The organism is Frankiales bacterium, from assembly GCA_016125335.1.
Classification (GTDB): domain Bacteria; phylum Actinomycetota; class Actinomycetes; order S36-B12; family CAIYMF01; genus Longivirga.
Map to the genome: position 1 here is coordinate 1 of WGLY01000012.1, position 19,765 is coordinate 19,765.

Here is a 19,765-nt window from a genome sequence, read left to right on the forward strand (position 1 = left end):
GCCGCCAGGCGGGTCGCTCACAGCAAACACCCTGGCGAGCACATGAGTGTGTACCGATGCCCCGTGATGGACGGATGGCACTACGGCCACCTCCACCCCCACATCGCGGCCGGCCACGTCGACCGCACCACGAAGTAATACAGGCGAACGGAGGACCCCAGCACGTGAGCGTCGAATCTGTCGCCCTGGTGTTGAACTACTCCCGAGCCACCGGCCGGGACAAGCTCGTCCTGGTCGGCATCGCCAACCACGATGGCGACGGCGGAGCCTGGCCAAGCCTGGACACCCTCATGGTCTACGCGTCGGCCTCCCGACGATCCGTCCAACGATCCATCGACGCACTCGTCGAGCTGGGTGAGCTCGATGTTGTCAAGAACGCCGGCGGTCAGCGGGACACCAGGAACGACCGCCGCCCGAACCTGTACCGGATCCTCGTGACCCGCCCGCCGGAGCCTGTGGACAGCCCTGGGGACACGGAAGATCACGGGGTGCCACCTGCTGACACCCCGTCACCGTCACGGGGTGTCAGCCCGGGTAGCCACGGGGTGCCACCTGCTGGCACCCGAAAGGTCCTTAGAACTACTACCCCCCATACCCCCCACTGCGACCGTCACCGACGTCACCGCTCCAGCTGCGTCGACTGCGCCTCCGCAGCAGCACCCGCCATCACCATCCCGCCCTGGTGCGGCAGCTGCGACCCGGCCGGCGAGCACGACCCTGGCCAACGCCTCGTCGAGACCCGCACTCGCGGCCGCCCCCCGGCCGTCACCCGCTGCCCCCGCTGCCACCCCACGACCGCCAGGAGCACCCCATGACCGACACCTCGCCACGCATCGACGTCGAGCGCACGGCCCTGATCGACGGCCCGTACCGGTACGTCCTCGCCCGCCGCTGGAGAGACGACGGCCCCACCGCGTGGTTCATCATGCTGAACCCGTCCACCGCCGACGCCGACACCGACGACCCCACCATCCGCCGCTGCATGGGCTTCGCCCTCGCCTGGGGCATGTCCAGCCTCGCCGTGCTCAACCTGTACGCCTGGCGTGCCACCGAGCCCAAGGACCTCACCTGGCGCCGCGCCATCGGCATCGACGTCTGCGGACCCCACAACGACCGATTCCTCCGCTCCCTCGCCACCCTGCCCGATGACGATCCGATCATCGCCGCCTGGGGAGCCCACGCCCCCCGAGCCCGCGCCGACCACGTCATGGCCATGCCCGGCATGGACCGCGCACAATGCCTCGGCACCACCAAGCACGGCCACCCCCGCCACCCCCTCTACATCCGCTCCACAACCGCCCTGCAGCCGTACACGCACCAGCCAAGGCCCAGCCGATGACCCGACTCACTCGCCACCGCCACCAGTCCGAGCAACTGTGCGAAGCCCACCACGACGAGAACACCCCCAAACTCGCCTACCCCGGCCTCCGCGTCTGCGCCGGCCACCGCCACCGCGCCGAGAAAGACCTCGACCAGCTCCCCGACCTGTACGACGAGCTCGCCGACTACCTCCGCACCCGCAACACTGGAGGCGCCAGCAGCGAACCCGTCAAGCACACCTCCGATCCCGGCCTCAACCTCGACGCCCACACGCTCGCCGCGAGGCGGGAGATCCTCGAGGGGCTGCGTGAATGGTCCGCCTGGGTCCTGAAGCCGCGCCCGACAGCCACCATGAGCGACGGAAGAGTCACGATCACCGCCAAGCCCCACGTGTCGCAGCGGCCCTACTCTGACCAGCCCCGCGCGATCGCGCTGTGGATGAAACCCCACCTGTCGTGGATCCTCGCCCAGGACGAGGCCGGAGCCTTCGTCGAGTTCCTCGACTCCGCCGTGCGCCTCGCACGCCGTCAGCGACAGCCCAACCACGTCCAGCGCATCGACGTGGGCCCCTGCCCCGAGCCTGACTGCATCGGCACCCTGTGGGCCGTCATCCGCCCAACCGACTCCCTCTACCCGTCATCCGTCCGCTGTGATGCCGCCCCCGTCGACGAGGAGACCGGACGCTCCATCCACGAATGGCCCGCCCGCGAGTGGTATAGCAACCTTGGCGTGAAGGTCCACGCCAAGAAGGAAGCCCTCGACCGCGAGAGACGAGCCAACCCATGACCGGCGTGTACCTCGGAAGCGACGACCCCGAGTACCTCGACGCGAGGACGATCTCCGCCACCACAGGCTGGGCCATCAGCTACGTGCGGCGCCTCGCTCACCGTGACCGCTGGCGCCGCCGGCGGGCACTGTCAGACCGTCGTGTCACCCTCTACCACTGGCAGGACGTCGCCGCGACACGCGCACGGGGTGCTTGACACGACGGCCCGAGGTAATACATTGGCGTCAGGTTGGTGATGTGTGCCCAGCCGATGAACCCCCGAGCCAACGGCCGGGGGTTTCCCATTTCCCGAGGAGGCTGACCGCATGACCGAAGAGGATTCGCTGGCGATCTACCACGCAGCCGTCGCCCCGCACGCCGCAGCTCTCGAGGCCGCCGGAAACACCGAGCAGGCTCAGCGCGCCTACAACCTCGCCACGATCCCGCTCTTCGAGGAGCACAAGGCCCGCACCAGCTCGCTCCCACAGGAGCCCGAGCCGGCCGATCCCGGTACCGACGATGGCTCGGACTCCGATGGCACGAGCTCGGAGCCTGGGGACGGCGAACGCGGCTCAGGCGATGGCACTTCCGGGGCGGACGACGCGGCGGGCGACCCGCCAGCGGATCCGGAGCAGACCACTGCACCCGAGCCGGCCGAGCAGCCCAAGCCGCGGAGGGCCAGCAGCAAGTAGCCATGGCCGGCCGCAGCACCAGCCGCCGCTGGCGCCGCATGGTGGAGCAGGTCCTCATGGAAGAGGCCGGTATCTGCCACCTGTGCGGGCTACCAGGAGCGAACAGCGGCGACCACCTGATCCCGGTCAGCGTCCGCCCTGACCTCGAGTACGTCCGCGAGAACGTCAGGGCCGCGCACCTCAGTTGCAACAAGCGACGGGGCACTAAGCCGATCGTCTCGCGCGAGCCCCTCGTCACCTCCGAGGAGTGGTAGGGGTACCCACCCCCTCCACCCCCTCGGGGGCGGAGCGTCCGGGGGCTCAATCCAATTTCTCTCCCCGTTACGCAAACTGAAAGTTCCGTAACACCTGTGGAGGTCGCGATGCAGCGTAGGTGCGGGCGCTGCGGCACGACCTTCACGGCAAAGACCTCCCGTGCCATGTACTGCAGCGCCGCATGCCGGGTGGCCAACTCTCGTGATCGGAACAAGTCGGCGGCAGAGCCGAAGAGGAAGCGCAAGGCGCGCGAGAAGCCCGTCGAGAAGTCCGTCGTGGAACCCCCTCCGGGCCGAGCGGGGTCCCTCGTCGAGTCCGTCCGCCGACGGGTGCGGGGCAGCACGAGCGACCCGCTGGCCCAGATCGCCATAGCCCTGGCCCAGCGAATCGAGGACTCGGACAAGGACTCGGGCTCCGGCGTGGCCGCGCTGTCCCGTGAGCTGCGTTCCACGCTGGCCGCGCATGCTGTTCGAGTTCCTGCCCAGCCGTCCGAACCGGACAAGCCGGCTGAGACCGGCAAGGTGAAGTCGCGCGGCCTCGGAGGAAATGTCGCCCAGTTCAGGCAACGCCGTGTCGCTTCCCAAGACGCCTAGCCCGCCGACCTACTGGCACGTCCCCGAGGGGTCGATCTTCACCCTCGCGGACGAGGTCGCTGACCTCATGGTCGCGATCGGCTACCAGGTGGACGAGCCGGAGCGCCTGGCCACCCGGGCGCTTCTGCCGCAGAAGAAGAACGGCGACTGGGCCGGTCTGATGTCGACGATCATCGCTCCACGGCAGAACATCAAGACCAGCACGATGATCAGCTGCGCGATCCACGACACGTTCGAGCAGGGCCTCGACGTCGTCTGGACGGCGCATGAGTTCAAGACCTCCGCCGATGCCTTCGGCGACTTCCAGGCGATCATCGAAGGTGATGATGCTCTCGCGTCGGACGTGTTGCGGATCCGCACGGCGAACGGCAACGAGGGCTATGACCTGCGCAACGGGGCGAACCTCCGGGTCCTGGCACGGAGTGGGCGGTCCGGTCGTGGCTTCGCCAAGGTGCCTCGGCTGTATCTCGACGAGGGCCTGTTCCTGCAGGCGAAGATGATGGGCGCGATCACCCCGACGATGGCCGCGATCCCGAACGCGCACCTGATGGTCGGGTCGTCGGCCGGCATGCTCGCAAGCGAGGTCCTCCGCGGGATCCGCGACCGAGGCCGGAAGCTGAACGATCCGGAGTTCGGGTACGTCGAGTGGACCAGCCGTCGCCTGCCCTGCCTGCGGGAGGACTGCGCCCACTCACCCGAGGCCGAGGGCTGCTCGCTCGACAATCCACAGCTGCTGTGGGAAGCGAACCCGGCTCTCGGACGGCGCATCACGCTGGACTTCCTGCGCCAGCAGCGGAAGGTCCTGGAGGGGCCGTCGATCGCCGAGTACATGCGCGAGCACATGAGCTGGTGGGAAGACCCGCCGCCCGTCGAGCAGGGGACGTGGGCGCCGATGGACCAGTGGGAACTCCGCAAGGATCCGGACTCCCGGATCCACCCCGAGTCACGTGTCGCCTACGCGATCGACACGAGCTGGGACCGTCAGACAACCTGGGCGCTGATCGCGGGGTACAACCACGTCGGCACGCCGCACGTCGAGATCATGCACTTCAGCCATGGTCAGGAGTGGGTTATCCCGTGGGTGAAGGCGCGGATCGCGGCGCGCCGCCCGGTCGGCATCGGCCTGCAGGCGGGCAGATCGCCGGTCTCGACGCTGCTCGAGCAGATGCAGAACGAGTTCGGTGACCTGGTCGTCCCGTTGAACGGCATGGAGATGGCGCGGTCCGGTGCTCACCTGTTCGACGGGATCACGAAGGGGCCGCTGGCTCACATCGGGCAGGACCAGTTGACCCGGGCGGTTCAGCATGCTGTGGCGAATGCCACGGACATCGGTCTGCTGGACCGGGCGAAGTCCCCGTCCGATGTCTCACCGGCGGTCGCCGCCGGCGTCGCCCTGCACGTGCTCTTCGCCGCCCCGGAACCTGAGCCGGAGCGAATCTCTGTCCCGATGCGGATCCGATAGGAGGGCTGGCTGATGACGCTGACCACGCAGCTGCCCCGCATCCCCGTCGAGGCGGATCCTAAGCAGCTGTCGCCGGGCTGGTGGCTGCAGAAGCTCGACTCGGCGCTGGTCGCCAAGCAGCCGCGGATCGCGACGTTGAACGCCTACGCCGACGGCGAGGCGCCGCTGATGGAGGTCAAGGTCGCGGACAGCGTCAAGGACGCGTTCCGCGAGTTTCAGCGGCGGTCCCGGACCACGTGGGCTGACCTCATCGTCGACGTCATGCTCGACAAGATCCGCGTCGCGGCGATCCGCACGGGGGCGAACGGCGACGAGTACGGGGATGACCAGGCGTGGGCCTGGTGGCAGGCGAACCAGCTCGACGCCGACAGTCGCGCGCTGCACCGTTCGGTGTTCGTCACGGGTGAGGCGTTCGTCATCGTCGGGCAGGTCGACCCGGAGATCGACGCCCCGGTGACCACGATCGAGGATCCCGCGTCGATCGCGATCGCGACGGACCCGCTGCGTCGACGCACGCTGCGGGCGGCGTTGAAGCGGTTCGTCGACGAGTGGACCGGCGTCGACCACGCCTACCTGTACCTGCGTGGCGAGAACGGGGCGCACGCCACGGTGTACCGGGGCGCGGCGACGTCGGACGGCACCTGGCAGTGGATCGGCGATCAGCCGCAGACACTGCCGTTCAGCCGTGTCCCCGTCGTGTGGTTCCCGAACCTGCTGTCGACGAACGGCAAGCGGTCGTTCGGCGAGTTCGAGAAGCACATCGACCTCATCGACCGTATCAACAGCGACGTCATGCAGCGGATGGTCATCACCGCGATGCAGGCGGCCCGGCAGCGGGTCATGCACAACCTGCCGACCCACGACAAGAACAACCAGCCGATCGACTACGACGGGGTGTTCGCCGCGGATCCGGCAGCGATCTGGAACGTCCCCAAGGACGTCGACGTGCAGGAGCTCGCCGCGACCGAGCCGGCCGGCCTGCTGCAGACGGCCCGGGATGACATCAAGGACCTGTCCGCCGTGACGCGGACGCCGCTGCCGGCGCTGATCCAGGACGCCGCGAACCAGACCGGTGAGAACGCGCGGATGATCGAAGGCGGCCAGAACCACAAGTGCGCCGATCGGATCGCGTCCCTTTCCGAAGGGTGGGAGGAGGTCGCGCTCCTGCAGTTCCTGTGGGCCGGCGACCTCGAGCGTGCCAAGGCGACGGACATGGAGATCCTGTGGAACCCGCTCGAGGTGCCGTCGATGGCGGAGCGGTTCGACGCGGCGTCGAAGGCGCAGGCCGCCGGCGTCAACCAGAGCTACATCCAGCGGGAGATCCTCGGCATGAGCCCACAGGCCATCAAGCGGGCCCTCGCGAACGTGCCCGACCTGCCGCCCGATCCCGCCGGCGACGCCCGCAACCTGAGCTTGGCAGAGGTGGTTCAGAAGGTGTACCTCGGCGTCGGCACGATGATCACCTCCGAGGAGGCCCGCGCGATCGTCAACGCCGCGGGCGCTCAGCTTGCCATCCCCGGCCCCGACTTCACGGCCGGCTGAGAACTTCCACCCCTCTCGCGGGGTGGAGCGTGACGACGACGCACTCGTCGGATCAGCGCCAACGGCGGCGCTCAACGCCGGTCACACGTCGACGAGACGGAGCATCACCATGCATCGACCGCACCTTCTGAAGCATCCCCGCACCGGCGCCCCGATCGTGCCGATCGGCTCGCGCAAGGATGGCACCGCGATCTGGCCCATCCTGGGCGGCAGCGAGGGAGATCCCCCCGCCGGAGATCCCCCTGCCGGTGACCCTCCTGCCGGTGACCCTCCGAAGACCTTCACCCAGGCCGAGCTCGATGCGATCGTGAGCGATCGCCTCAAGAGGCAGAAGAACCAGTATGCCGACTACGACAAGTACAAGGCGGACTCGACCGAGCTGGCCCAGTTCAAGGCTGCGAACGCGACCGACCTGGAGAAGGCGATCCAGGCAGCGAAGGACGAGACCCGTTCCACGGTCATCGCCGAGCTCGGCGTGTCCACTGCGACGGAGATCCTGCGTGGTCAGCTGAAGGCACAGTACGTCGCCGCCGGCAAGGACCCCGCGGGTCAGGAAGCGGCGGACGCAATCGAGGCCGTCCTCGGTGACCTGAACCTGGGCAGGTACGTCGACGACCAGGGCGTCATCGACCAGGCCGGCCTGGCTGCGGTCGCCGCCCGTCACGCCGTCGCCAAGGCACCGGCATCCTTCGACCTCGGCCAGGGCGGCTCCGGCGGTGGCGGGAAGTCGCTCGACCAGCAGATCGCCGAGGCGCAGGCCAAGGGCGACCCGGCGGAGCTCATCCGCCTGAACAACCTCAAGCTCGCCGCAGTTGTGGCGGGCGGCAAGTAACGCTGGGCACGGTGCCCAGCCCCCCACCAAAGAAACGGAGTTAGCCCACCATGAGTGGAATCACGGGACTGGCCACCACGTACAACCTGCCCAACTACACCGGCGCCCTCATCGCGCTCACGCCGCAGGAGTGCCCGCTGTTCAGCGCCATCGGCGGACTGACGGGCGGCAAGCAGACGAAGGCGAAGGAGTTCGAGTGGCAGGGCTACGACCTGCGCACCCCGGACCAGAACGTCGCGCTCGAGGGTGCTTCGGCCCCCACCGCGCAGGCGCGTGTCCGCGCGAACTTCGACAACGTCGTGCAGATCCAGCAGGAGAAGGTGTCGGTCAGCTACTCCAAGCTCGCCGCCACGCAGGCGAAGGCCGGCGTGAACAACGCCGAGCCGAACCCGGTCACCAACGAGCTCGACTGGCAGGTCATGCTCACGCTGACGGAGATGAAGCGGGACATCGAGTGGTCGTTCTGGAACGGCAAGTACCAGAAGCCGACCGACAACGCCACCGCCCGCAAGACCCGCGGCATCATCCAAGCGATCACGACGAACGTGGTGCAGAAGGGTGCCGCCGTCACGGGCCTGTCGGCGTCGACGGACACCATCGCCGAGACGAGCACCGGCGTCGCCAACGGTGACAAGGTCGTCTTCACCGACGTCGGTGCCTCGACGACGATCCGCGTCGACCGCGTGTACTACGTGGTCAGCAAGACGACCGACGCCTTCAAGGTGTCGGCCACGTCGGGCGGTGCGGCGATCACGATCGGCACCGCGACCGTGTCGTACATCAAGTGCTGGACCACCACTCTCACGGTGGACCACATCAACGGGTTCCTGCAGGGGATCTACGACAACGGCGGGCTCAGCAGCCAGGTGACCCTCGGCGTCGGGTCGACGCAGAAGGTCGCCGTCACGGCCGCCTACGCGCTCGCCTACGCCAAGGCCGCGCCGGTCACGGGGAACGTCGGCGGCGTCAACGTCACGCAGATCGAGTCGGACTTCGGCGTCCTCAACATCATGCTCTCGCGCGACGTCCCGAAGGACGCGATCGTCGCGCTCACCCTCGGTGAGATGGCTCCTCAGTTCCTCGAGGTGCCGGGCAAGGGCCACTTCTTCGCCGAGCCGCTGGCCAAGACCGGCGCGTCGGAGGACGTGCAGATGTACGGCGAGGTCGGGCTGGAGTACGGCTCCCAGCTCCACCACGGCATCATGCGCGGCCTGATCCCGGCCTAGGCGCATCCGCCTCAGCGCCTGCTGGGCACGGCCGAGACCCGGCCGTGCCCAGCAGCACTCAGCACCACTCATCATCGCGGAGGAGTTGTCGTGGGACTGATCACCGAGCCCGAGTTGCAGACCCACATCCGACAGGTCACCACGTGGTCGCCGACGATCCAGGCATCGGCTGCCGCTGCGATCGAGGACGCCTCCGGCCTCGTCCTCGAGTACTGCGAGTGGCTCGAGACGCCGTGGACCGACGCCACGGCCCCGGCCAGCGCGAAGCTCGTCGTCAAGCGTCTCGCGGCGCGACTGTTCGACAACCCCCAGCAGCGGGTCAGCTACACCGGCCCGGAGGGCCTGAACTACTCCGGCGGGCCCGTGCGGCTGCTGACCGACGATGAGAAGGCCACCTTGGACCGGCTCGACCCTCGCCGGGTCGCCGTCGGAACGATCGGCCTGGCCCTGCCGGCGTGGACCGTCCCGGACACCACGTCATGACGGCGGGATCCCGCTACGCGTCGAAGGTGCGGTCCAGGAACCGCGGTGGTGGGCTTGACGGCATGGCCGGCCTCGAGGGCCGCCTGGACGACCTGATCGACGCGGCCAGCGACCTCAGCCCCGCGTGGCCGGAGATCGGCAAGGTGTGGTCCGACCGTGAGGAGCGGGTCTTCGCGACCGGCTCGTTCGGCCGGTGGGCGCCGCTGAAGGTCGTCACCGTCCTGCAGAAGCTCCGCGACGGCGCGACCAGCGAACCCCTCGTGCACACCGGGATCCTCAAGCACGAGCTGACCAGCGCGACGCCGCGCTCCCAGGGCCCGCGGTTCGCCGTCTACGGGCCGGCCCGCGGCGCCGTCATCGACTATGCGAAGTTCCACGTGCGCGGGCAGGGCGTCCCCCAGCGGCACCCCGTCCCGCGGCTCACCCCGACCGAGCGTCGCCGCATGGTCGAGAAGATCAGCGACCACCTCGCGGTCAACGGGGCACGCCGATGAGCATCGGTCATGAGGGCGTCAAGCAGCTGGTGCGGGCCTACCTGGAGACCTGGGTGCCCATCCGGCTCGAGCTGATCCGGCAGGCGCTCGAGGTGGACACCCCGGACGATCCGAGAGCGGTCATCCTCGCCGACGGACTGCCCAACGACCCCGAGCAGTACCCGTGCGTGATGGTGATGAGCACCCGTATCGACGGCATGGGCCGGCGCCAGGCCGTCGCGGACGGCGAGGTCGCCGAGTACGACGTCGACTACGTCGTCAAGGTCGTCGTCGCCGTGCAGCGCGGGGAGTACCAGGGCGACGACCAGGCCGTCCTCGACCGGGACCGGCTCCTGCTGGCGGTACGCGAATGCGTGATGCTCCCAGCGCCGCTAAGCGACCAGGTGTTCATCCTGTCCAACCCCGCGCCCGAGGAAGAGACCGGCGCGGCCGCGAAGACGGTCCGCGACAACCCGCTCGCGGCGGGAACCGTGACGTTCCTCGTCCGCGCCGCCGAAGCCCTCATGCCGACGTCCACCTTGCAGGCGATCCTCGACGGCACCGTCGACATCGCCGCGCACGACTCCACCAAGCCCGCCCTGTAAGACCTGAGGAGCAGCCATGTCTCGCATCCGCACCACTGTCACCGCTGGCTCTGAGCCCCTGTTCGAGCCGGTCATCGACGAACCCGTGGAGCCCGCTCCCGCGGTGACGCGGAAGTCCAGCAAGCCCGACGCGGCACCGGCCGACGTCGCCGAACCGAACGAGGAGACGCCGTGAGCGACCGCGTAGCGACCACCTTCAGCACCAGCCCGTCCGCGCCGGTCGTGGCCGGCCCGGCCAGCGGCCGGTTCCTGATCACCGGGCAGACCCAGACCGGTCCCAGCGACGAAGCCGTCATCGTGCGGTCCCTGGCCGCCTACGTGGCCGCGTTCGGCGCCCGCACAGGCGGCACGGACATGTACGACGCCGCGGAGCTCGCGTTCCGCTCCGGCGTGTCCGAACTCGTCGTCGCGCGGGCCTGCGGCCCCAATCCGGTCAAGGCGACCGTCTCCCTGGACACCGGGAAGATCGTCGTCACCGCGAAGGACCCGGGAGCGTACGCCAACGGCTGGACCGCGGCCTGGGACTCCACCGCGCACACGCTGACGATCGTGGCCGGCTCGGTGACCGAGGTGTACGAGGGCACCACAGCGGCCGCCCTCATCGCCGCCGCGGCCTCGTCCTCGCGCGTCACCGTGACCAGTTCGGGCACCCTGCCGTCCAGCAACGTCGCGGCGACCGCGCTCGCCTCCGGCACCGACGACTACGCCAACGTCGTGTGGGCCACCACGCTGGACCTGCTGACCCCCGACTTCGGCGCCGGCGCCGTCGTGATCCCCGGACTGCCGTACTCGACGGTCGGCCAGGCGATCGCCACGCACTGCTCCGCGACCAAGCGGCACGGCCTGATCGCCGCGGCCGCGGGCACGTCGGTGTCCGGCCTGGTCACCGCGGCCGCGACAGCCCGCGCCTACACGGACAGCGACTTCCTCGACCTGGTCGGGCCGTGGGTCGTGGTCTCGGACGGCGCCGGCGGGACGAAGACGATCGACCCGACCCCGTTCGCCGCCGGGCTGCGGGCCCGCGCCCACCAGGGGTCCCCGGCGCTGTCGGCCAGCATCGAGGAGTACGCCAAGCAGGTCGCCGGCGTCACCCCGGAGTACCCCGTGGGGGCCACCGACTGGGCGACCCTCGACGCGGCGCACGTGTCCGCGATCCGCGTCGTCGGCGGATACACCCGCCTCTACACGTACACGATGCTCGCCGCCATGGGTGGGAACCTGAACATCATCGGCGGCCAGTACCGGGACCTCGTCAACGCGATCACCGTCGCGGCCGAGGCCGTCCTCGAGTCGGAGACCGGCAAGCCCGCCTCCTCGGTGCGTCTGGCGCAGATCGCCGGCCGCCTGGGCGCGCTGCTTACCCCGTACAAGGGCGACGGCCTCCACCCGCTGACCGGATCCGACGGCCGCGAGATCGACCCCGGGTATCGGGTCGAGGTGTCCACCGGTCTCGCGCCGGCGGACAACCACATCACCGCCACCATCGGACTGCGACTGGTCGAGAGCATCGACTTCGTCGACTTCACCGTCGCCGTCGGCGACGCCTCCTCCGCCCTGTAGCCCCGCACCGGCCTCGAAAGGACCCCCATCATGGCGCCACCGCTCCTCACCAAGGACCACGTCCTCATCGCCGTCGACTCGATGCCCGGCGACTGGGACACGTCCACCGACCCCTCGTTCGGCCGCGAAGTCACCACGATGCGCCGGTCGGCCGATGGCCAGATGGAAGCCTCCGGCGGCCGTGTCACATACGAGGACATCACCCTGACGCGCTTCTGGGACGAGTCCCGCGACAGCGCCATCGTGCGCCAGTTCAAGGCGAACGCCGGGTTCTACGACGGCACCACCTTGTCGCTGACGTCCCTCGGATCCGACGGTGTCCCGCTCGGCACGCCCGACACGTACACGGGCAACGTCAAGAGCGTCTCCCCGACCGGAAGCGACGCCAACTCGACCGACCCCAAGAAGCTGACCGTCGTCCTCTCGATCGCCCGCGGGGCGTGACCGTGAGCGACGTCGTCGACTTCAGCCCCACCACCGACGATGGGCGCGACGTCCCCATCACCCTCGCCGATCGGATCAAGTCGGACATCGCCGCTCGACGCCGGCGCGTCGTCACCCTCACCCACCCCGACGCTCCTCGTTGGGCGATGAAGTTCCGCGTGCCTGACGACCGCGCGGAGCTCGCGCCCTTCTTCGACCGGGAGAACAAGGCGAAGAAGGCAACCAAGGGCCGGCCCAGCGCGTTCAACCTCGACGCGGCCATCCTCGCCTACTACAACGAGGGCATCCGCTTCGAGGGCGAGGACCTCATCGACCAGGCGTCCGGAGCCCCGCTCACCGTGCGTGACCGTGGAATCCTCGACCTGCTCGACGTCACCTCCGCCTCGGAGGCCATCCGCGCCGCGTATGTGTCCGACGGCGTCGTCGCCGCCGTCTCGGAATGGCTCCTCGCCGAGGCAGGGTTCGGAACCTCCGCCGATGTCATCGCTGATGAGGACGAGGAAGACCCGGACCCTACGACCTCTGGCTGACCGACCTCGAGCGACCTGACCACCAGCATCCCCTGGCGGTCTTCGTGCAGCGCTACGCCAGGGCGTTCAACCAGGACCCGCTCACTGTTGCTGCGCGCCCCGTCGCCGACCTGCCGGCCATGCAGCTGTTCTACGAATCCGCCGCCGCGGACATCAAGGCCGAGGGAGGGGAGTGAGTCGTGTCGTACCAGGACGAACTCTCCGTCAAGCTCTCCGCGAAGGACGAGCTCTCCGCCAAGCTGAAGGCCGTCCGCAAGGAGACGACCGCCGTCGAGAAGGCGATGGTCGCGGCTCGCCGGGAGATCGAGCAGACGGGCTCGCCGCAGGCGGTCGCCGAGCTCAAGCGACTCGAGTCCGAGTATGGGCGGCTCGCCCGCTCCCAGCGAGAGCTCGCGAAGTCGTCGTCGCAGGTCAAGCGGGATCTCGACCAGATCAAGTCGAAGGCCGCCGGCACGACCAGCAGCCTTGACCGCCTCGGCGGCGCCATCGTCAAGCGGCAGAAGGAGATCCAGCGCACCGGTGTGGTGATGGCGGCCGCGTTCGCCTACTTCTCCAAGCAGTCCTTGCAGCAGTTTTCGCTCGTCGAGGACGCCGCTTCGGCGTTGAGTGCGACGTTCGGCCAGACCGGCGACGACATGATCTCCTGGGCGAAGAGCTCCGGAGACGCCCTGAACCTGTCGCAGGCGCAGGCGCTCGACGCGCTGATGACGTTCTCCGGGTACGCCCGGACGGCCGGCCTGGAGGACCAGAAGCTCGCCAGCTTCTCCGAGAAGCTCGTGGCCCGATCCGCCGACCTGGCCTCCTACTACGGCGGCACCACCGCAGACGCCATCCAAGCGATCGGCGCGGCGCTCCGCGGCGAGGCCGAGCCGGCACGCAGGTACCAGATTTTCGTCGACGACCTTGCCCTCAAGCAGGAGTACCTGGCGCTCACCGGTCAGAAGGTGACCGGGACGCTCACCGCCCAGCAGAAGGTGCTCGCAGCCTCGTCGCTGATCATGAAGCAGTCCGCTGTCGCCCAGGGCGACCTCGCTCGCACGGCCGACTCGACGGCGAACATCCTGAAGGACTCCTCGCAGCAGTGGGAGGACTTCCAGTCGTCCGCCGGCAAGACCGTCGCCCTGGTCTTCACACCGATGCTGACCGTCGGCAACCACGTCCTCGGCATGCTCGCCACAATGCCGGAGCCCCTGCAACAGACGGCGTACTTCGTGACGGCACTGGGAATCGTGGCAATGATCGCCACCCCGAGGCTGATCGCTATGCACACCGCCCTCAAGGGCATCGGCGTGTCGATCAAGGCGCTCGGGCCCGTGGCGGCCATCCTGATCGGCGGAGCCGAGGCGACCCTCCAGGCATACGACGCCGGCGAGAAGCTGAACGATGGCCAGAAGTCCCTCGGCGACACGATGGCGGAGAACAACGCCGGCATCGGCTGGCTCGCGATCGGCTTCGCCAACGCCCGCACCGTCATCGACAAATTGACCGGCTCGACGGCCGATGCGACCGAAGTCACGAACGACAACGCCACCGCGACCCTGACCGCTGCGCAGGCTGCCCAGAAGGCCACCCGGGCCGATGAGGCACAGGCCCGCTCACTTCGCGCCGTGGCGTGGGGCGAGCGTTCCCTCGCCGCTGCGCATCTGTCCGCCGCGGCGGCCGCCAGCATCCAGGCAGCGGCCGAGAACCGCCTCACCGGCGCCCTAGGCAAGGCGGAGCGCATGCTCGCCCGGCGGGAGGCGATGCGGTCCTACCGGCAGGCGATGCGGGACTTCGTCAAGAAGCCGTCCATCGAGGCCGGTGACGCGCTCGACTCCGCGATGCTGAACGTCGCCAACACATACAAGGATCCGGAGCGGCGCGCCAAGTTCGTGAAGCGGTCCTACAAGGACATCGAGACCGCGGTGAAGGGCTCGAACCTTCCGGCGAACATCAAGTCCAAGGTCACCAAGCCGCTGCGCGACGCGAACATCGAGGCCCGGGTCCTGCTCAACACCATGCGGGCCATCGACGCTGGCCTGACCAACCACGTCTCGGTCGGGAACGCGTTCAACACACCGATCGCCAAGGAGAAGCGCGCTGCAGGTGGACTTGTGCTCGGCCCCGGCACCGGCACGTCCGACTCGATCCCGGCGCTGCTGTCGAACGGTGAGTACGTGATCCGGGCCGCGGCCGCCCGGATGATCGGGTACGACACCCTGACGCGCCTGAACCACGCCGACCGGATGCCCAGCCTCCCGGCCATCGTGACAGCGGCCCCGACGATCACCCTGCCCGCGACGCCTATCGGGCGGGACGCGCCGCTGGTTGGGAGCATGGTGGTCCACGCGGCCGGCCAGGTCGATGTGGACCTGTCGCTGATGCGCCTGCACCGGCAGCAGGAACGCGATCGCCGCACCCGTACGGCGGGGACGCGCTGATGGCCACCCTCGTCACCGTGATCCCCGGCAGCGTGATCGCGTCGACGCAGCTGGCGCGCCTGGTCTGTCCCGGTGTCGGCACCCTCGTCCTGCCGTGGTGGCCGTCCGAGGTGGAGCACTCCGAGTGGGCCCCCGAGTACGCCGAGACGCCGCGGCCCGGCCGGACGATGGTGCAGACCCGCTCATCCGACCCGCTACCCCAGCTCCGGCTCGCGTTCACGCTGCGCACCACGAACCCGAGCGAGTCGATCGACGAGCAGCTGACCCTGGTGCGCCGGCTCGCGGCCGCCAAGCCGGTCGTGCAGCTGCTGCTCGGGCCGTCGGACCGGGGCCGGTGGCGGATCCGGGAGGCCGGTGCCGTGGAATCCGACTGGGCGGACGACGGCACCGCGTCGATCGCGGACGTGAGCCTGACCCTGCGGCGGGAGTCCGACGCCGCGATCCCCGTCGGCCCGATCCGCAAGAAGCCGAAGCGGAAGAAGTGAGCCATGGCTGATCCCGACGGCTGGGCCGCCATCAGCACCGAAGGCGTCCCCATCCCGGACCCTCCCGACGGCCTGCCCGACAGCGAGGCTGAGTCCCCGGCCCGCCGCTCCCCGCAGGTCCGCGCGGCCCAACGCGCCGGATCCCGCCGCCCCGACCTGCTGCCCCGACAGCCGTCCGACCGATGACCCGAACGCTCGACGTCGACACCGTCACCCTGGCGGGCAAGAAGCTGTCCGCGGACCTCACCGCCGCGATCACGGACCTGACGGTCGACTACACCAGCCAGTCCGTCGCCCAGATGACGCTGACCTGCCTGGACAGCGGGCCCTTGGCGTCGTCCGCCCTCATGGTCAACGGGACGACGGTGACCTGGCGCGGTGACTCCTGGGACGTCGGAGGCAGGACCACGACCCGGGGAGACGACAACACGATCGTCCACACGTTCCCCTGCCGCTCCCCGCTCGCCCGGAAGCTCCGCAAGACCTACCGGGCGTCCGCCGAGCGGAAGGTCTCCCCGTCGCAGTGGGTCGCCCGCCGCGTCGCCGCGGCTCACGGCACCTCCGTGTGCCAGGCCTCGAGCAAGCGCGGCATCATCGCGCAGACCACTGGGCGCAACCGGCAGTCCACGCTCGACGTCATCGCGAACCTCGCCTCCGACCTCGGCTGGTCGTGGGTGGAGTCCGGGGGCCGGCTGCTGTTCGGCTCCCGGCACTGGGCGTGGAAGAACACCCCCGCCGGGCAGCGCACCTACACGGTGACCTGGGGCCGTGACGCGCGAACGGACGCCCTGGCATCCGAGCTCACCCTCGACGACGACGACGCCGAGAACTACGGCACCGGCACCGTCACCGTCCCCTACCCGCTCGGGCGGCTTCTGCGGCCGTGGGACCTGCTGCACCTGGACGACGGCTTCGGCCGGGACCGCGGAACCTGGCTCATCGACTCCCTGACGTTCACCGCCGACGGCGTCACCCCCATCACCGTGCAGGTGGCCCAGCCCCGACGGCCGGCGAAGAAGGCGGGCTCGTCGTCATGATCGGCACCATCTCCCGCGTCACCGCCGACGGCGCGTACGTCACCGGCCTGGCCGACCTTCCCGGCGTCGAGCTCGGCCCCCTTCCGTCGCTCGTGCACCGCTACCGGGACGACCCTCCCGCCGACACCGAACGGATGACCGAGTACGCGGCCGGGGACCGCGTCGTCGTGGTCGAAGACACCCCCAACGACTTCTACATCGCCGGAATCCTCGCGTAGGACAGGAGCGTCCGTGATCTCACACCCGATGCGCCTGGACTCCGCCGGCGCGATCGTCACCATCGACGACCACTCGGCGCGCGCCGCCGCCGAGATGGCCGGCCACGTCGTCTCCTGCCTCGTCGGCGAGCGGGCCCTGGCGCCGCTGTATGGGATCCACGAGCCGGTCCCGGGGCGGCTCAGCGTCGACGTGATCGCCGGGGCGATCGCCGTGTGCGAGCCGGAGATCACCGCCACCCGTATCGAGGTCGCGCCCGCGGACGGCGGCCGCGTGCGTGTCCAGGTCGACGTCGAATGGAGCCAGCCGTGAAGGACCTCGACCTGTCCGCGATCGACCTCGTCGTCGACGACCGTGACCAGCAGGCGGTGTTCGACGCGGCCGCGGCGAAGTGGGCCGAGCTGGCACCGAGCGCGCGGCTGCGCAACGGGTCGGTCGAGGCGATCATCCTCGAGTCGGTGGCCACGGCCACCGGGGACGGGATCTACGCCCTGAACCGTTTCATCGGCACGGTCGTCGAAGGGGTCATCTCGCTGTACGACGTTCCCCGGTTCCCCGGGGCGTCCGCGGCGGGAGCGGTCACCCTCACCCTCGACGGTCCGCGCACCATGACCGTCACCGCTGGCCAGCGGCTCCTCGAGGAGACCACGGGCATGACCCTGCTCGTCACCGCCGACACCTCCATCACGGCCGCATCCACGATCACCGTGCCCGTCGCCACAGAGGAACCCGGCGGCGCCGGCAACGCGATCACGACGGGCATGGCGATCGAGCTCCTCGACGCGATCCCCAACGTCGTCTCCGCCGCGGTGGCGACCGGCCTGACCGGCGGCGCGGACGCCGAGTCCGACGCCGCCTACCTCGACCGGGCCTCCACCGTCCTCGCCCGCGTCACCAGCTCGCTCGTGCTGCCCATCCACTTCATCGCGTACGCCCTGCAGGACACCCGCGTCGGCCGGACCACGGTCATCGACCTGTACCAGCCCGGCGGCACCCCCGGCAGCGACCTGGGCCACCTGACCGTGATCACCTACGGGTTCTCCGCGCTGCTGTCCGGCACCGTGAAGGACGACCTCGCCGCGGACATGCAGGACCGCGCCGCCGCGATGATCACCGTGCACGTCGCCGACGCCGACATCGTCACCCAGGCGGTCACCCTGACCTGCCATGCGCTCGCCGGCTACTCCACGACTGCCGTCCGCGACGCGATCGAGGCGGCACTCGCCGCATGGATGACACCCGACGAGTGGACCTGGGGGGACGACATCCGCCCCACCGACATCATCGCCCTGGTCTCCGCGATCCCCGGAGTCGACTACGTCGACACCGTCGACGCCCCCTCGAGCACGGTCACCCTCGGCGACGACCAACTCGCCCAGGTCGCCACGATGACAGTGACGGTTGTCTAGCCGTGACCGCGCCCGCCCTGCATCCGGCCGCGGAGCAGGTGTACCGGCTGCTGCCGGACTACATTCGCGCCGCCGACCCGGACACGGACTGGACGCTGCGCCGGTTCGTGGGGGCCGCTGCCGTCGGCCTGGAGCAGGTCAACGAGTTCCTCACCCTCGTCGATCCCGACACGTCCGTCACCGGCACGTGCGAGCTCGTCAACGCTGCCGCGATCCCCTCGGCCTGGCTGGCCTGGCTGGGCTGGCTCGTCGGCGTCGACACGTCCCTCATTCCCGCCGCCGACGTCCGCGACGCCGTCCAGAACGCCGCCACCACTCAGCGCCGCGGCTCCACGGGGGCGATCCGGGACGTCGTGCAGCGCACCCTGACCGGGTCGAAGTCCTGCCGCGTGTACTCGAACCTCTCGGGCACCGACCCGTACCTGATCACCGTGATCACGCAGACCGCTCAAACTCCTGACCCGGTCGCGGCGTTGGCAGCAGCGTGGACCGAGAAGCCGGCCGGCGTCGACCTCGAGTTGCAGACGGTCGCTGGGTCGATCTACAGCGAAATCGCCTCCGCATTCACCGACTACTCCGACCTCGCTGGGGCCTTCGCCACCTATCAGGACCTGACCGACTACATCGCTCCCTAGGAGGATCGCGTGGCTTCCACGACTTTGGGCTACCCATACCCGCAGAACGCGGACAGCGTCGACGTCCCGGGTGACATGCAGGCCCTCGCCGACGCGATCGACGCGTCGCCTGGCGTGACACCGATGACGGACGCCACGATCTCCGGCCTGTCGGCCGGGCTCAAGAGAGCGGGCCGCGCCATCTGGCGGTCGACCGCTGGCCGGTTCGCGGTGTTCGACGGGTCCAGTGCGCTGGATCTGGCGTTCTTGTCGGACGTGACGACACATCAGGCGTTGACAGCAACGCATGGCGCTACGGGTGCGCTCGTGGGGACGACAAACACGCAGACGCTGACGAACAAGACGCTCACGGCTCCGACGGTCAATGGTGGCCAGCAGAACGCGGCGATCCTGTCCTCACCGCAGGAGAACTGCCAGGTGTCGACGACCGCCGCGACTGGCACCGTGCAGGTGGATCTGGTCACGGCCGCGGTCTGGTACTACACCACCAGCGCGTCGGCGAACTGGACGTTCAACTTCCGTGGCAACTCCGGCACCAGCCTGGACTCCCTGCTGGCAGTCGGCGACTCCGTCTCCGTCGTGTTCCTCGTCACCCAAGGCGCCACCGCGTACTACCCGACAGCGTTCACCGTGGACGGATCGGCGGTGACTCCGAAGTGGTCCGGGGGTGCCGCGCCGTCGGCCGGCAACGCCTCCGCCGTCGACGCGTACTCCTTCACCATCATCAAGACCGGATCCGGCACGTTCACCGTGCTGGCTGGAGCAGGGAGCTTCGCATAA

25 protein-coding genes are annotated in these 19,765 nt (G+C 69.4%); all 25 read left to right on the forward strand.

Annotation, left to right across the window (positions count from 1 at the left end; all coding sequences use genetic code 11):
• The first annotated feature begins 56 nt into the window (after nucleotides 1-56).
• Nucleotides 57-815 carry a hypothetical protein gene (locus GC157_07120; protein MBI1377236.1) on the forward strand — a complete coding sequence of 253 codons (759 nt, stop codon included), beginning with the start codon at nucleotides 57-59 and terminating at the stop codon, nucleotides 813-815.
• Nucleotides 812-1,339 (forward strand): DUF1643 domain-containing protein, encoded by a 528-nt coding sequence (locus tag GC157_07125; protein ID MBI1377237.1) that lies wholly within the window; start codon nucleotides 812-814, stop codon nucleotides 1,337-1,339. The genes GC157_07120 and GC157_07125 overlap by 4 nt, the downstream gene beginning before the upstream one ends.
• A complete protein-coding gene (locus GC157_07130) occupies nucleotides 1,336-2,106 on the forward strand; it encodes a hypothetical protein (GenBank protein MBI1377238.1) in 771 nt (256 codons plus the stop codon). The genes GC157_07125 and GC157_07130 overlap by 4 nt, the downstream gene beginning before the upstream one ends.
• Nucleotides 2,103-2,303, forward strand: coding sequence for a hypothetical protein (locus tag GC157_07135; protein ID MBI1377239.1), 201 nt, complete (start codon nucleotides 2,103-2,105; stop codon nucleotides 2,301-2,303). Before GC157_07130 ends, GC157_07135 begins: the two co-directional genes overlap by 4 nt.
• Before the next feature lie 109 nt (nucleotides 2,304-2,412).
• A complete protein-coding gene (locus GC157_07140; protein ID MBI1377240.1) occupies nucleotides 2,413-2,778 on the forward strand; it encodes a hypothetical protein in 366 nt (121 codons plus the stop codon).
• Nucleotides 2,779-2,780: 2 nt separating this feature from the next.
• The gene (locus tag GC157_07145; GenBank protein MBI1377241.1) at nucleotides 2,781-3,032 is read left to right on the forward strand and encodes an HNH endonuclease; all 252 of its coding nucleotides are present in this window, start codon (nucleotides 2,781-2,783) and stop codon (nucleotides 3,030-3,032) included.
• A gap of 96 nt (nucleotides 3,033-3,128) precedes the next feature.
• Nucleotides 3,129-3,626, forward strand: coding sequence for a hypothetical protein (locus GC157_07150; GenBank protein MBI1377242.1), 498 nt, complete (start codon nucleotides 3,129-3,131; stop codon nucleotides 3,624-3,626).
• Nucleotides 3,604-5,088, forward strand: coding sequence for a hypothetical protein (locus tag GC157_07155; GenBank protein MBI1377243.1), 1,485 nt, complete (start codon nucleotides 3,604-3,606; stop codon nucleotides 5,086-5,088). Before GC157_07150 ends, GC157_07155 begins: the two co-directional genes overlap by 23 nt.
• A 12-nt stretch (nucleotides 5,089-5,100) precedes the next feature.
• Nucleotides 5,101-6,630 carry a phage portal protein gene (locus GC157_07160; GenBank protein ID MBI1377244.1) on the forward strand — a complete coding sequence of 510 codons (1,530 nt, stop codon included), beginning with the start codon at nucleotides 5,101-5,103 and terminating at the stop codon, nucleotides 6,628-6,630.
• Between the two features lie 22 nt (nucleotides 6,631-6,652).
• Nucleotides 6,653-7,462, forward strand: coding sequence for a hypothetical protein (locus GC157_07165; protein ID MBI1377245.1), 810 nt, complete (start codon nucleotides 6,653-6,655; stop codon nucleotides 7,460-7,462).
• A 50-nt stretch (nucleotides 7,463-7,512) separates the two neighbouring features.
• Nucleotides 7,513-8,688: a hypothetical protein gene (locus GC157_07170; GenBank protein MBI1377246.1), complete on the forward strand. Its 1,176-nt coding sequence runs from the start codon at nucleotides 7,513-7,515 to the stop codon at nucleotides 8,686-8,688.
• A 90-nt stretch (nucleotides 8,689-8,778) separates the two neighbouring features.
• Nucleotides 8,779-9,171 carry a hypothetical protein gene (locus GC157_07175; GenBank protein MBI1377247.1) on the forward strand — a complete coding sequence of 131 codons (393 nt, stop codon included), beginning with the start codon at nucleotides 8,779-8,781 and terminating at the stop codon, nucleotides 9,169-9,171.
• 62 nt (nucleotides 9,172-9,233) lie between these two features.
• Nucleotides 9,234-9,665 (forward strand): hypothetical protein, encoded by a 432-nt coding sequence (locus tag GC157_07180; GenBank protein MBI1377248.1) that lies wholly within the window; start codon nucleotides 9,234-9,236, stop codon nucleotides 9,663-9,665.
• Nucleotides 9,662-10,249, forward strand: coding sequence for a hypothetical protein (locus GC157_07185; protein ID MBI1377249.1), 588 nt, complete (start codon nucleotides 9,662-9,664; stop codon nucleotides 10,247-10,249). The genes GC157_07180 and GC157_07185 overlap by 4 nt, the downstream gene beginning before the upstream one ends.
• Before the next feature lie 171 nt (nucleotides 10,250-10,420).
• A complete protein-coding gene (locus GC157_07190; GenBank protein MBI1377250.1) occupies nucleotides 10,421-11,809 on the forward strand; it encodes a hypothetical protein in 1,389 nt (462 codons plus the stop codon).
• Between the two features lie 30 nt (nucleotides 11,810-11,839).
• Complete coding sequence (locus GC157_07195) at nucleotides 11,840-12,253, forward strand: hypothetical protein (GenBank protein MBI1377251.1); 414 nt, start codon at nucleotides 11,840-11,842, stop codon at nucleotides 12,251-12,253.
• A gap of 2 nt (nucleotides 12,254-12,255) precedes the next feature.
• Nucleotides 12,256-12,783, forward strand: coding sequence for a hypothetical protein (locus tag GC157_07200; protein MBI1377252.1), 528 nt, complete (start codon nucleotides 12,256-12,258; stop codon nucleotides 12,781-12,783).
• Nucleotides 12,784-12,962: 179 nt separating this feature from the next.
• The gene (locus GC157_07205; protein MBI1377253.1) at nucleotides 12,963-15,203 is read left to right on the forward strand and encodes a hypothetical protein; all 2,241 of its coding nucleotides are present in this window, start codon (nucleotides 12,963-12,965) and stop codon (nucleotides 15,201-15,203) included.
• Nucleotides 15,203-15,688, forward strand: coding sequence for a hypothetical protein (locus GC157_07210; GenBank protein MBI1377254.1), 486 nt, complete (start codon nucleotides 15,203-15,205; stop codon nucleotides 15,686-15,688). The genes GC157_07205 and GC157_07210 overlap by 1 nt, the downstream gene beginning before the upstream one ends.
• A gap of 182 nt (nucleotides 15,689-15,870) precedes the next feature.
• The gene (locus GC157_07215) at nucleotides 15,871-16,725 is read left to right on the forward strand and encodes a hypothetical protein (GenBank protein ID MBI1377255.1); all 855 of its coding nucleotides are present in this window, start codon (nucleotides 15,871-15,873) and stop codon (nucleotides 16,723-16,725) included.
• Complete coding sequence (locus GC157_07220) at nucleotides 16,722-16,943, forward strand: hypothetical protein (protein MBI1377256.1); 222 nt, start codon at nucleotides 16,722-16,724, stop codon at nucleotides 16,941-16,943. The genes GC157_07215 and GC157_07220 overlap by 4 nt, the downstream gene beginning before the upstream one ends.
• Nucleotides 16,944-16,956: 13 nt before the next feature.
• Entirely contained in the window at nucleotides 16,957-17,253 is a 297-nt protein-coding gene (locus GC157_07225) for a hypothetical protein (protein ID MBI1377257.1), read from the forward strand.
• Nucleotides 17,238-18,350: a hypothetical protein gene (locus GC157_07230; protein ID MBI1377258.1), complete on the forward strand. Its 1,113-nt coding sequence runs from the start codon at nucleotides 17,238-17,240 to the stop codon at nucleotides 18,348-18,350. The genes GC157_07225 and GC157_07230 overlap by 16 nt, the downstream gene beginning before the upstream one ends.
• 2 nt (nucleotides 18,351-18,352) lie before the next feature.
• Nucleotides 18,353-18,985, forward strand: coding sequence for a hypothetical protein (locus GC157_07235; GenBank protein ID MBI1377259.1), 633 nt, complete (start codon nucleotides 18,353-18,355; stop codon nucleotides 18,983-18,985).
• Between the two features lie 9 nt (nucleotides 18,986-18,994).
• On the forward strand, nucleotides 18,995-19,765 hold the full coding sequence (locus tag GC157_07240) for a hypothetical protein (protein ID MBI1377260.1): 771 nt from the start codon (nucleotides 18,995-18,997) through the stop codon (nucleotides 19,763-19,765).